13 protein-coding genes and 1 pseudogene are annotated in these 15,260 nt (G+C 61.2%); 11 read left to right on the forward strand and 3 right to left on the reverse strand.

Annotated elements, in window-relative coordinates:
- Positions 1 to 242 precede the first annotated feature (242 nt).
- On the reverse strand, positions 243 to 1,070 hold the full coding sequence (locus BHE75_RS22485) for an alpha/beta fold hydrolase (RefSeq protein ID WP_070936444.1): 828 nt from the start codon (positions 1,068 to 1,070) through the stop codon (positions 243 to 245).
- 152 nt (positions 1,071 to 1,222) lie between these two features.
- Between BHE75_RS22485 and BHE75_RS22490 the strand changes: the two genes are divergently transcribed.
- The 8 genes from BHE75_RS22490 (at position 1,223) to BHE75_RS22525 (ending at position 9,079) form a co-directional block, all read left to right on the forward strand.
- A complete protein-coding gene (locus BHE75_RS22490; protein WP_070936414.1) occupies positions 1,223 to 1,906 on the forward strand; it encodes a GntR family transcriptional regulator in 684 nt (227 codons plus the stop codon).
- A gap of 7 nt (positions 1,907 to 1,913) precedes the next feature.
- Positions 1,914 to 3,737 carry a sigma-54-dependent Fis family transcriptional regulator gene (locus BHE75_RS22495; protein WP_084653601.1) on the forward strand — a complete coding sequence of 608 codons (1,824 nt, stop codon included), beginning with the start codon at positions 1,914 to 1,916 and terminating at the stop codon, positions 3,735 to 3,737.
- A gap of 242 nt (positions 3,738 to 3,979) precedes the next feature.
- Positions 3,980 to 5,335 carry an aromatic ring-hydroxylating oxygenase subunit alpha gene (locus tag BHE75_RS22500; RefSeq protein ID WP_254684575.1) on the forward strand — a complete coding sequence of 452 codons (1,356 nt, stop codon included), beginning with the start codon at positions 3,980 to 3,982 and terminating at the stop codon, positions 5,333 to 5,335.
- Positions 5,322 to 5,873, forward strand: a complete 552-nt coding sequence (locus BHE75_RS22505; RefSeq protein WP_070936421.1) for an aromatic-ring-hydroxylating dioxygenase subunit beta — start codon at positions 5,322 to 5,324, stop codon at positions 5,871 to 5,873. Before BHE75_RS22500 ends, BHE75_RS22505 begins: the two co-directional genes overlap by 14 nt.
- Positions 5,874 to 5,880: 7 nt before the next feature.
- The gene (locus tag BHE75_RS22510) at positions 5,881 to 6,204 is read left to right on the forward strand and encodes a bifunctional 3-phenylpropionate/cinnamic acid dioxygenase ferredoxin subunit (protein WP_070936424.1); all 324 of its coding nucleotides are present in this window, start codon (positions 5,881 to 5,883) and stop codon (positions 6,202 to 6,204) included.
- On the forward strand, positions 6,201 to 7,427 hold the full coding sequence (locus tag BHE75_RS22515; protein WP_070936426.1) for an NAD(P)/FAD-dependent oxidoreductase: 1,227 nt from the start codon (positions 6,201 to 6,203) through the stop codon (positions 7,425 to 7,427). Before BHE75_RS22510 ends, BHE75_RS22515 begins: the two co-directional genes overlap by 4 nt.
- A gap of 3 nt (positions 7,428 to 7,430) precedes the next feature.
- Positions 7,431 to 8,279, forward strand: a complete 849-nt coding sequence (hcaB, locus tag BHE75_RS22520; RefSeq protein ID WP_164546184.1) for a 3-(cis-5,6-dihydroxycyclohexa-1,3-dien-1-yl)propanoate dehydrogenase — start codon at positions 7,431 to 7,433, stop codon at positions 8,277 to 8,279.
- Positions 8,276 to 9,079, forward strand: a complete 804-nt coding sequence (locus tag BHE75_RS22525; protein ID WP_234832057.1) for a 2-keto-4-pentenoate hydratase — start codon at positions 8,276 to 8,278, stop codon at positions 9,077 to 9,079. The genes hcaB and BHE75_RS22525 overlap by 4 nt, the downstream gene beginning before the upstream one ends.
- A 144-nt stretch (positions 9,080 to 9,223) precedes the next feature.
- Here the strand turns inward: BHE75_RS22525 and BHE75_RS25135 are convergent.
- Both BHE75_RS25135 and BHE75_RS22535 read right to left on the reverse strand, forming a co-directional pair.
- Positions 9,224 to 9,555: pseudogene (locus BHE75_RS25135) on the reverse strand (IS630-like element ISAli3 family transposase); the annotation flags it as partial.
- Between the two features lie 88 nt (positions 9,556 to 9,643).
- Entirely contained in the window at positions 9,644 to 12,613 is a 2,970-nt protein-coding gene (locus BHE75_RS22535) for a Tn3 family transposase (protein WP_070936429.1), read from the reverse strand.
- A 140-nt stretch (positions 12,614 to 12,753) separates the two neighbouring features.
- Between BHE75_RS22535 and BHE75_RS22540 the strand changes: the two genes are divergently transcribed.
- From BHE75_RS22540 to BHE75_RS23770, 3 genes are all read left to right on the forward strand, one after another.
- Positions 12,754 to 13,323 carry a recombinase family protein gene (locus BHE75_RS22540; RefSeq protein ID WP_017501669.1) on the forward strand — a complete coding sequence of 190 codons (570 nt, stop codon included), beginning with the start codon at positions 12,754 to 12,756 and terminating at the stop codon, positions 13,321 to 13,323.
- Complete coding sequence (locus BHE75_RS22545; protein WP_046194048.1) at positions 13,324 to 14,697, forward strand: hypothetical protein; 1,374 nt, start codon at positions 13,324 to 13,326, stop codon at positions 14,695 to 14,697.
- 198 nt (positions 14,698 to 14,895) lie between these two features.
- Positions 14,896 to 15,204 carry a hypothetical protein gene (locus BHE75_RS23770; RefSeq protein WP_056379785.1) on the forward strand — a complete coding sequence of 103 codons (309 nt, stop codon included), beginning with the start codon at positions 14,896 to 14,898 and terminating at the stop codon, positions 15,202 to 15,204.
- The last annotated feature ends 56 nt before the right edge of the window (positions 15,205 to 15,260 follow it).

The raw sequence follows: 15,260 nt of genomic DNA on the forward strand, positions 1-15,260 counted from the left end.
TCAAGCTGCTGGAATGCCGGCTGCAGCCTCAGTGGAGTGCCTATAAGGTCTCGAAGTGGTGCCACCTGAGTGGTAGCCGCTCTAATACCGGAAGCCCCACAACCCGGCACCCAATAACGGAAAGCATTCAAGCGTGCTGTNCGCCTCAACGGAGGCCGTGCGAGGATCATGTTGCCGGGACGACGGCGTCGCCCCGGCTATCTGGATATAGGCAGCTTGCTTGGCTGCCGTTCGCCTCGAGATCAGGAGCGTTTAAGGAAGAACGACGTTATCTCGGCGAAGAGCTGAGGATGCTCGATCATCGCCCAATGGCCGCAGCGGGGTAGGAAGCAGCCCGTCGAATTTTCCAGCAGTTCAAGGAAGCGGTATCCCTCGCTCATCGGCACGACCTTATCGTCCTTGCCGTTGACGACCAAAGTCTCAACCTTGACGCGGGCCACATCTTCCTCCGGATAGAAGAGGCCGCCGGCCGCTTTGATGGTTCCCATGATCGCCTTGTAGGCTGCCTGCACGTTCGGCCGAACCGAAAGGGCGTGACGATAGGCGACGAACTCGGGAGGCGGCGAATAATCCGAATGGGTCAAGGCCTCGATCACGCGCTGCATGCCCGGCACGGTGAAGTCGTAGTTTAGAATGGCCGACAACGCCCCTGTCGTCTGGTGGCTGAGGCCGGCGCTGCCCATCAGCACCAGCTTCTTGAGCCGCTCGGGACGGCGCATCGCCACACCGAGCGCAGTCGCGCCGCCCATTGAGTTCCCGACGATGTTCGCCCGCTCGAGGCCGAGCGCGTCGAGAAAGGCGATGAGCTGCGTGATCCGCGCGTCCTGATCATAGGTAAAATTCGCCGGATCGGGCGCATCCGAATCGCCGAAGCCGACCATATCATAGGCGATTACCCGAAAGCCCGACTCGGCGAACAGTGGCAGCGATCCCTTCCAGTTGCCGCGCGCGTCGGCACCCGCGCCTCCACCGTGGATCAGGATGAGCGGCTCGCCCTTCCCCGCCTCGATGAAATTGGTGTTGTAGTCTCCGGTTCTGACGGAGTTCCTCGGCAATTCCACACCGGTCACCGCATATCCTTCCATTGTTACATATTGTGCTTGGGATACGAGATATGAGATATGATACAGCAGGCCGTCAAGTGAATTGACCTGAGCTGACAGGAGAGGGATCTTGTGCGGCCGCGTGCAGCGGTCTGGATCAATTAAGGATGGGAGTGTCGATGGATTCGGTTCAAAGTGCGCCGGCGATCGGGGATGTCGTGTATCATCGGATCTTTGATGCGATCGTCGAACATAACCTGGCACCTGGCACACAGATCACGGAACAAGCCCTGGCCGAAAAGCTGAATGTCTCCAAGACTCCCGTCCGCGAGGCTCTGCTGCGGCTGCGCCAGCAAGGCCTCGTCGAACCGAGCGGCAAGCGGGGGTATCGAGTCGTCCTGTTGTCGGCCGAGGCACTTCGGGCCACAATGGAGATCCGCGAAGCGCTCGAGATCCATATTGCCGTCTGTGCCGCGGAACGGGCAAACAACGCCCAGAAGGACCGGATCCTCACCGCCGCCCGAGCCTCCCTGGCCGCCGCGGAGGCAGGAAACTGCGATGCCTTCCATGTCCAGGATCGCGAATTTCATGCAGCGATCGCCGCCGCAGTCGGCAATGTCGCGATGGACGAGCAGATCGCCCGCTGCACCATCCTGATCCATACGGTCGTGGATCAGGAGCTCCTACCTGACGGCGACGAGATGGTTCATTGCGCAAAACGGCATGTGCGGATTGCGGAGGCGATCCGCAGTGGTGATGCACGAGCCGCATCACTCGAGATGATGGATCATCTGCGTAGCTTTCATGCATTGGTGATCGAGCGGCGTGAAGCCGGGTCTGTCATGGGCGTTGCGGCGGAATAGGCGGCACATGCTTCGCTCTCCCCATCGCGGCAGCCTGGAAGGCCTGGCCCCGGGCAAGACAGGGGAGCCGCAGGGAAGCGAGCAGCCTGCGCCCCCCCATCTCATTAGCCTTAAAGGCGGCGGGTCACCGGTCCGTGACATTCTGGGTGAGCTGCACTTCGACAGTTCGGATGGTTCGATCTGGCTGGCCGGGCGCCGGATGCTTCTGCTGCACTCGGATGTGTTCGGAGCGCTGCGCCAGGAACTGGTGGCTTCGCTCGGCATGGACGTCGCGCGCGGCCTTATCACGCGCATGGGATATCTCGCGGGGTCCAAGGACGCGGCGATGGCGCGCGAGTTGCGTCCCGATGACCAGCCAACCCAGGCCTTCATGGTCGGGCCGCAGGTGTTCGCGCTCGAAGGTTTCGGACCGATAGAGACGGTCCGTTTCGAGATGGATCAAGCCAGCGGCCATCATTGGGGCGAATTCATCTGGACCAATTCACCCGAGGCCGACATCCACATCGACGCCTATGGGACTGGTATCCTTCCGGCCTGCTGGATGGAGATCGGATATGCCTCAGGCTACGCCAGTGCGTTCATGGGGAAACGCATTTTGGTTCGGGAGGTCGAGTGCCGAGCCATGGGGCATGCGCAATGCCGTAGTATTGCCCGGCCGGCCGAACATTGGGACGATCCCGAGCAGGACCTTCGATATCTTCTCGCGCACCCAATTTCGACGAACAGCAGTCGTGGGAGCGCTTCGGACCGCGCCAAGGCGGCATCGCGCGCCCGACCTACGCTCGGTGTGCCGGCTTCGTCGACCGCCGCGGTGGGCGCTTCTGTGGCGTTCATCACGACAATGCATAAGATCAACCGCGTTGCCCCAACCGACGCCACCGTGCTCCTCTTGGGCGAAAGCGGGGTAGGCAAGAGCCTGCTCGCACGTGAGGTGCATGGTGCCAGCCGACGAGCGCATGAGCCATTCGTCGAGGTGAACTGCGCCGCCATACCAGAGCAGCTTCTCGAGGCCGAATTGTTCGGGGTGGAGCAAGGCGCCTTTACTGGCGCGACCAAGACTCGGCCAGGTCGCTTCCAGGTCGCCGACAAGGGCACGCTCTTCCTAGATGAGATCGGGCTCCTATCGCTGACGGCGCAAGGCAAGCTCCTGCGCGTCCTGCAGACAGGCGAAATCGAACGTCTGGGGAGCACCACGACGCACAAAGTCGACGTGCGGATGGTCGCGGCAACCAACGAGAACCTGCAGATTGCGATCAAGGAAGGACGTTTCCGCGAAGACCTGTTCTACAGGATAAACGTATTTCCGATCATGGTGCCGCCCTTGCGCGAGCGGCGGGACGATATTCCCGTTCTTCTGGAGCATTGCCTTGCCAAATTCTGTGCCCGACACGACCGGAAGATCGTAGGCATTACGCCCGCCGCACTGCAAGCAATCTACGATTATGCCTGGCCCGGCAACATCAGAGAGTTTGAGAATGTGATCGAGCGCGGGTTGATCCTCGCGGACGAAGGCAGCCCGATCGATGTCGCGCATCTCTTCACGATCAATGACGGCATCGGGCCGGATTTGGCCGGCCCCGAAAGGTCGTCGTTTCACAAGATGGCCAGCGCTCCAGCGGAGGCTGGCGAGCCACCGGCGCCCCGTGATCTCGATGCACTTCTGGCGGACCTTCTCGACCGGAAGATAGCACTCTCGGACGTTGAGGATAGGCTGCTCAAGGCAGCGGTCGAAAGGAGCAACGGAAATATATCGAGAGCGGCAGGGCTTCTCGGTCTCACGAGGCCACAACTGGATTATCGCGTGAGGAAAAGGCTCGCTTCCAAGTCATGATTTCATGAATCTGTTTCTTCAAAACGTGAATATATTTTCCCTCCCGCGGTTAGCATAAATGTTGCGCTGCAAAAATCGTCGCCTCATCTAAGTGGGAGAGCGGCACTCCCGCAATGCACAAAGCCATCCCGCAATGCACAAAGCCATTGCTGATCGTGTTTGGCACGCTCCGTGCTTAACAAGTGGCGTCGTCCCTTGGCCAACGAGTGGGGTAATCAATGTTCCGACAAAAGACTGAAGCCGTGGAGGATGCCGCGCTAAAGCCGAAGAGCTGGCACGAAGCGGATATCAGAGCGCTGATCGACGAAGGCGACGGCACCGTCGACTCCCGTATCTACACTGATCAAGAACTTTATGATCTTGAGATGGAGCGGGTATTCGGTCGTTCCTGGCTGTTTCTCGCCCATGAATCCCAATTGAAGAAGGCGGGTGATTATTTCACCACATATATGGGCGAGGACCCGGTGATCGTCGCCCGACAACGGGACGGCAGCGTCAAAGCCTTTCTCAATCAATGCCGCCACCGCGGCATGCGCATCTGCCGTACAGACGGGGGAAATGCCCGATCCTTCACCTGCAGCTATCACGGCTGGGCCTACGACATCGCCGGAAAGCTGGTCAACGTTCCGTTGGAGCAGGAGGCCTATGGTACGATCGACAAGTGTAAATGGTCCCCCGCTGCCGTGCCGCGGGTGGAAAGCTACAAGGGGCTCATCTTCGGCAATTGGGATGCGGATGCGCCGAGTCTGACGGACTGTCTAGGCGAGGCAACCTTCTACATGGATACGATGCTCGATCGTACCGAAGGTGGCACCGAGATGATCGGCGGTGTCCATAAGTGGGTCATTCCCTGCAATTGGAAGTTCGCTGCGGAGCAGTTCTGCAGCGACATGTATCACGTCCCCGTTTCCCACCTTTCCGGCATGCTGGCGATGACGCCCGAGGATGTTCCGCCCAGCGAGGTGAAAGTCGGGCTGGAAGGGGTGCAGTTTCGCGCCGAATGGGGCGGTCACGGCGCCGGTTTCTTTCTTGGCCCAGGCGGCCCAAAGATCATGGCCAGCACCGTCGGCCCCGAAGCCGCGCATTACTGGTGTGTCGATTCCGCGCCCGATGCCGAGCGGCGGCTGGGACCTCTGCGTGCGCGTGAGATGAGCGGCTCGCACATGACGGTCTTTCCGACACTGTCGTTCCTGCCTGGTGTCAATACGGTACGTGTGTGGCACCCGCGCGGTCCGAACGAGATCGAGGTATGGGCGTTCACGATCGTCGATGCTGCCGCTCCCGAGGACGTGAAGGAGAAAATTCGCGTCGGCTGCCTCCGCGCATTTTCGGCGGCTGGCATCTTTGAACAAGATGACGGCGAGAATTGGATCGAGATCCAGCGCGTTCTTCGCGGACATCAGGCGCGCAAGACGCGCTTCAACGTGCAGATGGGACTTGGCCAAAGCCTTGCGGGCGATCCCCGCTTTCCGGGGCGTGTCGGCTATGTCTTTTCCGAGAATGCAGCGCGCGGCTTCTACGCTCATTGGCTGCGCATGATGACGGAGCCGACCTGGTCGACCCTCAGCCCGAAGCAGGTGGCACATGCAGCCGAATAAGCAGACGCGCGTCGACGCGGGAAGGGTGGGCGTCGAGTTGCAGCACGAAGTCGAGCAGTTCCTCTATCGCGAGGCGGCTCTTCTGGACAACCGCCGCTTCGAAGAGTGGATTGATCTTCTTGCCGATGACATTCGCTATTTCATGCCTCTGCGCACGAACCGTTCGCGGCGGGAGCAGTCGCTTGAATATTCGAACGATCATGAGAGCGCCTATTTCGATGACGACAAGCAGACGATGAAGGCGCGTGTACGAAAGCTCCGCTCCAGCTCGAGTTGGTCGGAGGATCCGCCATCACGGACACGGCATCTGGTCAGCAACGTCCTGATCGAGCCGGGTTCGGACGACATGTCGTTCGTCGTAAGCGCGGCAGTTCTGGTCTATCGGGGTCGTCTGGAGCGACAGGTCGATATCATCTCTGGGGAAAGACGGGACATCTTGCGCCGTGCGGACAATGCCCTGGGCTTCCAGATTGCGGCGAGGACGTTCCTGATCGATCAGGCAACCCTCCTCGCAAACAACATCAGCTTCTTCATTTGAGCTAGCGATGGCATTTACTCACATCTGCATGACTTCCGACATTGCTGTTGGGGAAGGGCTTCGTATCGAGCATGAGGAGCCGGTAGCACTTTTCAACGTCGACGGGACCTTCCTGGCGGTGCAGGACAAATGCACGCATGGCGACTGGTCGCTTGCTGAAGGCTATGTCGACGGTGATATGGTCGAATGCACGCTCCACATGGCGAAGTTTTGCCTGAGGACGGGCAAAGTCTGTGCCCCCCCGGCGACACAACCGCTTAAGCTCTATCCGGTGCGCATCGAGGGGAACAATGTTCTAGTAGACCTTTCGGCTGGCGCCGTCGCGGCATGATCGGGGCGATCGCGATCATCGGCGCCGGGCTCGGCGGCACGCGTGCGGCACAAACGCTGCGGGCAGAGGGGTATGACGGGCGCATCCTGCTGATCGGCGACGAAGGCGTTGCGCCCTATGACCGGCCGTCTCTGTCCAAAGCAGTCCTGGCAGGCGAGCTGGAGCATCCCCTCCCATTGGTTGAAAGCGGCTGGATCGAGGAGGCCGGGGTCGAGCTGCTGCCCTCCAACCCCGTCGTCGATATTGATGCGGCGGAAGGCTGGATCGCTTTCCAGCGCGGTCCAGCCTTCCAGGCGGACCGCATTCTGATCGCGACGGGCGCGCAGGCGCGGACGCTCCCAATCGGCCCGTCGATGGATGGCGTCCATTACCTGCGCAACCTGGCGGACAGCCGTTCACTCGCCGCGGCAATGCGCTCGGCGGAGACCATGGTGGTGGTGGGCGGCGGCCTGATCGGCTGTGAGGTGGCGACGACGGCGCGTAAGCTCGGCTTGAGCGTCACGATAGTCGAAGCCTCGGACGAACTTTTGGCGCGCGCTCTCGGCCCGTCGATTGGTCGGCAATGCCGCACCTGGCTCAACGATGTCGGGGTGGCGACGATAACCGACGCAGCCGTGTCCCGCTTGATCGGCCCCAACCGGGTCGAAGCCGTCGAGTTGAGCAATGGCCTGATCCTTCCCGCCGATATCGTTCTCGTCAGCATCGGTGCGGAGCCGGAGGTCGGACTCGCCCGGCGGGCGGGGCTTCCCTGCCAAAATGGCATCATCGTCGATGCGACCGGCGCCACCTCGTCCCCGCGGATATTCGCGGCGGGGGATGCTGCCGCATGGCCCGTCCGCAATGGGGTGGCCCGATCGTTGGAAACCTATCTCAATACGCAGGAGCAGGCGGCCGTTGCAGCGCGCTCCATGCTCGGCTTTGCACGCCCGACGCCGCAACTGCCGCTCGCATGGACGGAGATCGCCGGACGGCATATCCAGGCCGCCGGCCAATTCACCAGCCCCGGTGAGATAATCCTGCGCAATGATGCCGACGGCCGAGGCGCGATCTCATTCCGGCTTCAGGAGGGGCGGGTCGTTGGCTGCGTGGCCATCGCCGCGCCCGGCAGCTTCGCTTTTGCACGCCGCCTCGTTGAGGCGGAACTGCGGATTGACGCTACGGCACTTGCCGATCCGAACACCAGCCTGCGCGATCTGGTGCGCATGGCAGCCAGGGGGGGATGACGCATGCTGCGGCTTGAAGGGGAAGTGGTGCTCATCACGGGCGGTGCTTCGGGTCTGGGCAAGGCGATCGTGGACCGCTTCGTTGCCGAGGGTGCCAAGGTGGTCGTGCTCGATCGCTCGGCCGACCGCTTGGCGGCATTGGCAGACGAGCATGGTTCGCGGATCCTGGGCGTGACAGGCGACGTGCGCGTACTGGCCGATCAAGAAAATGCGGTGCGGATGTGCGTGGCCCATTTCGGACGCTTGGATTGTCTGATTGCGAACGCCGGCATCTGGGATTATGCGGTTCCTCTTGTTGACCTGCCGCCGCAAAGCATTGATGCCGCCTTCGATGAGATGTTCCAGGTCAATGTCAAAGGCTACATCCTATCTGCGAAGGCTGCTCTCCCGGCACTTGTCAAAACCCGCGGCAGCATCGTGATGACAATATCCAATTCCGGATTCTATCCTGCCGGCGGAGGTCCGCTCTACACCGCCACCAAGCATGCGGTGGTCGGTCTCGTTCGTCAGCTTGCGTATGAGCTTGCGCCCCATGTGCGAGTTAATGGCGTGGCACCAGGCGCGATCGGCACGGATCTGCGAGGCCCGGCCACCCTTGGCCTTGCGGAGAAATCCATCGCGAGCCTCGACCTTGCTGGGATGGCGGGGCCTTCGCTGCCCATCGGGCGCGTTCCCACGGCCGCCGAATATACCGGCGCTTATGTCTTCTTTGCGAGCCGTGGGGATATCGTCCCGGCAACCGGGGCATTGTTGAACTATGATGGCGGGATCGGCATCCGCGGCTTGACGCAGCCAGCCGGGGGGACCGATCTTGCCGACCATCTCGCGGTGCAGCAGGAATCCTTTTCGTGACCAAGAATGAAAATATGGACGAACTGTACCAGGATCTGGCGGGCGAGTTGCGTCGTGCCTATCGATCTGGCCCGATTCCGCCGCTGTCAGCTCGAACTGGCTTGACGGACGTCGACAGCGCCTATGCAGTACAGTCGACGAACACACGCATCTGGGTGGAGCAGGGGCGTCGGATCATCGGCCGCAAGATCGGCCTGACGTCGGAGGCGGTCCAACGCCAACTCGGCGTGGATCAGCCCGATTTCGGCGTCCTGTTTGCCGACATGGCGATCGAGGACGGAGGCGAGTTGCTTGCTTCCCAAGTGCTCCAGCCGCGTGCCGAGGCCGAGGTGGCTCTCGTCATGGCGCGCGACCTCGATAATCCGGAGGCCACCCTCGATGACGTTCTTGCCGCCACCGCTTATGCACTTCCCGCGATCGAGATCGTCGACAGCCGCATAGCAGATTGGAAGATCAGCTTCTTCGACACCGTAGCGGACAATGCCTCCTCAGGTTTCTTCGTTGTCGGGTCCGAGCCGATTCGCCTCGGAGACTTCGATTTGGCGACGTGCGCGATGGTGCTGGAGGTCAACGGCCACGAAGTATCGACCGGAGTGGGCGCCAATTGCCTGGGCCATCCGCTCGCCGCGGCAGCATGGCTCGTACGCACCCTGTCGAGCTTCGGCGAAACTCTGCGTGCCGGGGATATCGTGCTGACGGGTGCCTTGGGCCCCATGAAGCCGATATCGCCGGGAGATGTTGTTCGGACCCACATCACCGGGCTCGGCTCAGCGATGTTCCGGTACACCAACGATCTTTGACTGGCTCATGGCCTTTCCCATTCATTCGCAAGAGGCAGGCTTTCGGGGCGGCGGTATGGCGTCATATCAGCGGCTTTAGGCATTGATCGTCATCCGCGCCCTTGAGGTGACAGATCGGACGACGTCTGGTTGGTCGAGGAAGCGGTTCCAGGCCATGCAGTACGCCTCGACGATTGCGTCGTAGCTGCCGAGGACCGAGTTCGCGAGCCAGTTCTGGCGCAGATATACCCAAATGCCCTCGGCCGAACTGAGCTCGGGGCTGTTGGGAGGCAGGTAGAGCAGCGTCAGGTTGGCGGGCACACCGCGCCGAAGATGATGTAGGCCCAGCTCTAGCGACAGTCTCACGGCGCCTGCGGTTGCGTGCCCTTCTTGGTCCAGTGCCGGGTGAGCGTGCCCTGTTGCCCCACCCGGGCTTCATCCTGCACCCAGATCTCAAGGGGCTTCCCTCTCGCGTTCTCAGGCAGCACGGCGGTGACCTGTAGAGAGTTCGCGGACCGGATCCATTTGAGGGCATAGCGTGGAAGGTACGCTAAACAACGCTAAGGGAGAACAACCGAGGAACGCTTAGGCGGCGCGGCTGTCCGGCGGAAGATTGAGGGCCTTGCGGCCAGCGGAAGCGGCGGCTCGATCCCAGAGGAAATCGCCGGAAAAGGCAATATGCTCCCAGCCAACCGGCGACGTATGGACAAGCAGATCATCGGGGACCGGGGCCGCTGCCGATCGCAGATGCTGGGCGGCGTCGGCCATGTAGATCGTGTTCCAATAGACGATCGCCGCGATGACTAGGTTGAGGCCTGATGCCCGATATTGTTGAGCTTCATGGCTGCGGTCGATGATGCGGCCCTGGCGGAAGGTGTAGATCGCTTGCGTCAGGGCATGGCGCTGCTCGCTGTTGTTAAGGCCGGCATGGCATCGCCGGCGCAGATCGGGATTTTCAAGCCAGTCCAGCATGAACAGGGTCCGTTCGATCTTGCCGATCTCCTGTAGTGCGACGTCGAGCTGGTTCTGCCGTTCGTAGGCGGCGAGCTTTCGCAGCATGACCGACGGCGCGACGTGGCCAGCCTTGATCGACCCCACGAGGCGCAGCACGTCGTCCCATTGTTCATTGATGATGTCGGTGCGGATACGCTTGCCCAACAACGGGGCGATGGACGGATAGGCCGAAACCGGCGCGATCGGCGCAAGCCGCCTGTCCGGAAAGTCGCGCAGGCGCGGGCAGAAGCGAAATCCCAGCATCGCGCACAGGGCGAAGACATGGTCGGTCGCCCCGCCGGTGTCGGTGTAATGCTCGACGATCCTGAGATCGGTGCCATGGCTGGTGAGGCCGTCGAGGACATAGGGCGCTTCATGCGTGGCGGCCGAGATCACATTGACGTGGTAGGGCCCGCGCTGATCGGAAACATGGGTGTAGAAGCTGAAGCCATGATCGACGCCATAGCGGGCGTTGATGTCGCCGCCCGATGCGCCGCGCTTCGCGCCCCTGAAGAACTGACCATCGGAACTGGACGTTGTGCCGTCGCCCCATACCCGCGAGAATGGCAGGCGGTGGTGCGCGTTGATGAGAACGGCGAGCGCCGCGCGGTAGCTCTCGTCGCGGATATAGGCGTCATGGGTCCACAGGAGTTGATCGCGCGTGACTCCCTGGCTCGCGGCGGCCATGCGCGACAGGCCGAGATTGGTGGCGTCGGCGAGGATGGTGGCGAGCAGCGCATTTTCATTGGGACATGGCTCGCCGGTGCGCAGGTTGGTGAACGCCGAAAGAAAGCCAGTTTCCTGCGCCACCTCATGTAGCAGTTCGGTGATACGGATGCGTGGCATCATCGCATCGAGCCGGTCGGCCAGCGCTTCGGCGTCGGGCGTTGCGATCGTGCGAACGGGGGATATCTGGAGGCGGTCGTCGCGGTATCGCACACCCTCCAAAGCGTCGCGCTTCAGGCGCTGGGCGAATTTCTTCAGCCGCCAGTCCAGTTCGCGCCCCCGCTGTTCGAGCCATTCGCTGGCTGTAGGGGGCAGGCCAAGAGCCGATACGACCGGTTTCGCCTTTGCTTCGCTGAGCAGGTAGCTGTCGAACCGGCGGTATCCCGCCGATCGCTCCACCCAGACATCCCCGGAGCGGAGCTTGTTGCGCAGATGCGCGATCGTCGCGATCTCCCAGAGCCGTCGATTGATCTTGCCGTCGTCGCCCACGACGATTTTCCGCCATTCCTTGCGGAAGGGCATCGGAGCGTCGGTAGGCACATCGCGCTTGCCCGACCTGTTGACGTCGCGCAGTATCTCAATGGCGGCGATCGTTTTCGCGCTGCCCTTTCCGGCCCTGAACTGCAGCGCTTCAAGCAGATCAGGGGCGAACTTGCGCAACGTCGCATAGCGGTCGGCCGCGATCGTCAGCGGATCAAGATTGGCGGTTTCCGCGATCGTCGCCACTTCCGGTCTGGCCTTCAGGAGGGTGTGCCATCCTACCGAGGCGTCCAGGACCTCCATCGGGTCTTCGCCGGTATCGACCGCATCGGTCAGCGCGTCGATCGTCCTGCCAAAGATCAGCATCAGCCGCGCCACGTTCTTCGACGTGGTGGCATAGCTGCGTGCCTGAGCGTTTTTCGCGCGGGTGAAGATGCTGCCGATCAGCTTGTCCGCCATTTCCAGGGCGTTGTCGGTCAGTCGTTCTTCAAGATCGAGCAGGAAAGCGACAAGTGTGGCGCGTCGGCGGGAGGGGATATACCGCTCAATCATATAGGCAGGAGAAGCGCGGCCTTCCCTGACATATTGCCGAAAGCGGTCCGCATGGATGCGGCCAGCCACGTCCGGAGAAATGCCGATCTTCCGCACTTGCCGCAGGCGGTCGAGGATCTGGCGGATGTGATCGGGCTTAGCCGCAATGGGAATGGTCTTGAGCAAAGCGAGTTGGCTCGTGCCGCCGGCGTCGTCGAAGAGCTGATCGAGGGCGTTGACCTGTTCGGTGCTGAGATCGGCGATCAGAGCATAGGCAGCTTGCTTGCGCGCACGCGCGCGTCCCGCGCTGCTGGTGCGTTCGATGGTGGAGATGGACGGCAGCAAAATCCGGGCCTCGCGCAGGGCGGTGACCACGCCCATCGCAATCGTCATCCCCTTGTCGGTCGCCCATGCCGCTTTCGCGGCCGCTTCGATCATGAAGGGAATATCCGCACGGGTCGCCCCCCGAAGGCCCAAGCGCACCGCCAACTCACGGGCATGATCCGTCATTGTCTGATCCCGCGCCGCATAGTTGGCCAGGTCGGTTACGTGCAGACCAAGTTGCTCCGCGACGAAAGCGGCGAGATCATGGGGTATTGCTCCCCTGTCCTGTATCAACTGCGCAAGCGTGATACCCGGGTGCCGCAGGAGCGCGAGTTGCAGCGCCACGCCCAACTGGTTCCGTCGCTCCCGTCGCGCGCCGATGATCTCGATATCCGAAGGTTCGAAGGTGTAGAGCCGTGCCAGGCGGTCGCGATCGGTCGGGATGGCGAGGATCTGATCGCGCTCGCGCTCGGTCAGGAGTTGATGCTTGCGCTTCGTCATGCCGGTTCCCGTCCACAAAAGGTCATCTGCGCCTATGGACAACCATGAGTAAAGAGACATAGTATGTGGACGGATGTCGATGGGGCGAAGCGGCTGTCCTCCATAGCGTCCACAGAACGACCGTTGGGGAGACGCACGGCATGGGCGATATTCTGGGCTATGCCCGCGTCAGCACCGGCGATCAGGATGTTTCGGGCCAAACCATGCGACTGGAGAAGGCCGGCGCCATCAAGGTGTTTACCGACGTCATGTCGGGCAAGAGCATGGAGCGGCCCGGTCTGGCCGAACTGATCGCCTATGCGCGTAAGGGTGATACCCTAGCGGTGGTCCGCCTCGATCGGCTCGGGCGCTCGTTGGCCGAATTGCTCGCCACGGTCGAGACGCTACGCGGCCAGGGCATCGCTCTTCTGAGTCTTGAGGAAAAGATCGACACATCGTCGGCCGCCGGCGAACTCATCTTCCATGTGTTCGGGGCCATTGCCCATTTCGAGCGACGGCTGATTTCCGAGCGGACCAGGGACGGCATCGCTGCCGCACGCGCCAAGGGCAAGCAGCCTGGCCGTCAGCCGCTCGACATGTCCAAGGTGGATGCCGCGATCAAACTGGTTGAAGCCCGTATCTCGCCGACCGAAGCGGCGCGGCAACTCGGCATCGGCCGATCGACTATCTATCGCGAAATGCGCCGCCTTGGCGTGGAAAGGCCTGCCTGAATGTCCAGACCGAAATCCGCTCACGATCTTTCCGGATTGATGAAGTACTTGGGCCGTGCGCCCTGGGACGAGATGATGGACGAGATGCTCGTCGCGCATCTTGGCCCGGCCTGCGATGCGATGGATCTTGAGCCTGATGATATATTCGACATCATCGGCGATCATTGGGAGGCGCAGCTGTGGGGCTGTGCTTTCGAAGACTTGCTCACACAGGAACTCGAGCCTGAAGGCCTCAATCTCGTCGATGAGTATCTCAAGCGCCGGGGCTGGAACGAGAAAGCGCCGAACAAGGCTTACATGCGCGCACTGCGCGATACGGTGATGTCGCTCTATGAGGTTAGCGAGGTCGTCCCCGGGCAGTCGATGACCTTGCGGGATCTTCTGCGCGATATTGCGCCGGTCACGGTGCGCGAACATAGCGCAACGCAGACCCTTGTTAACTGGGACAAGATCGCCGCACGGGTCATCGAGGTGAATGGCCGCCATGGGATTTCCGGCGCCTTATTACCGTTCAGCCCGGACGGCGCCGGGCGAGTGATCGAGGCCTTTTCCCAACTTGAAGACGATGGGCCAGGTACTGACCGACTGTCCCCTCCCGAAAGGGAAGGCCTCCTAAAAGCGTCAGGTCCGATTTTCACCAATATCTGGCTGCTTGATTGTCTGGGCAAGGCCATGTCCGGCAGCGTGCCGGAAATGGTCAATGCCGATGGCGATGATCTTGTGTTCCACCGTATCGTGTTCCCCCTGGCGAAGGGCGTGATCGGCAAGAGCGTGGTTCGCAGGCTGAACGCGGCGCAATGGCTGGAACCTGCGAGCGATACGTTCTGGAACTGGCTGGCGCCAGTGACGAAGAACAGGAAACCACGAACGACCAAAGGCGGGCAGGCTTTTGTGACAACCATGGAGGACGGCACACCTGTTTTTGCCAATGTCGAACTGGTGGGTCGCAAACTGATCGTTGAGGTCAATAGCGCCGCCCGCGCGGAGCAAGCGATCACGCATATGCGCGAATGGCTCGGTGATTGCGTGAGCACACCTATGACCGAAATTCGGACTATGGCCCAGTTCATGGCCGATGACGCCGCCCGCGCTCCGCAGGAAGAGCCGCTCGATATCCCGTCGGACGAAAGGGAGCGCATCGTTCATGAGATGCTGACACGCGAATATACCAAAACGCTTGATGAAGCGGTGCCCGCCCTCGGCAACAAGACACCGCGGGCTTTGGCCCGTACAAAGGCAGGCCGGGCGAAAGTTGCCGACTGGCTAAAATATATAGAGAATGGTGCGGCAAAATCCGGGACTGGCGAGCCAATGGCCACCTATGATTTTACGTGGATGTGGCAAGAGCTGGGGCTGATTGACTTCCGCCGTTGACCGCCCTCACATCGCCGTTCTGGTATTGTTCGGGTTTAGCGTTGTCTGGCGTACCATCCACGCGATGCCCTCTTATAAGCGTGCGCGCACATTTCATGGCGTTTATGTGCGCGCACGGCAAGAGACGACAAGCCGGGTTGCCCTCGCCGTCAAAGCGAGGATAGACATATCCTAATCGGTAAAAGGGAATAAATCACGATGCCGCATAGCGACGATTGGCAGTATGATCCGATCCTTGAGCGCGAACTAACCACCCGCCGCCCCGCTGGGGGATTGATCCAAGCGGTCGAGATTGCGCAGCTGCCGTCGAGTGAATGGATCATCAATGTCAAAGTATCGTGGCGTGGCGATAAGTGGCTGAATGTCTGCCTTTTCGAGCAACCGACGCTTAAAACCTACAAGCGACTGTCAAGTGCTGTGCGACATGTCGTGCTCGATTACGGATATGAGGATGACCATATCCGATTGGTCCCTGACAAACAATGTAGCAACAAAGTGGCGTTTTAGGCTTCCCTTTCCCCTTCATCGTGATATGTGCATAAATCTCGATGACGAGGGAGAAA

It is taken from the genome of Edaphosphingomonas haloaromaticamans (assembly GCF_001853345.1).
Taxonomy (GTDB): Bacteria; Pseudomonadota; Alphaproteobacteria; order Sphingomonadales; family Sphingomonadaceae; genus Sphingomonas_E; species Sphingomonas_E fennica.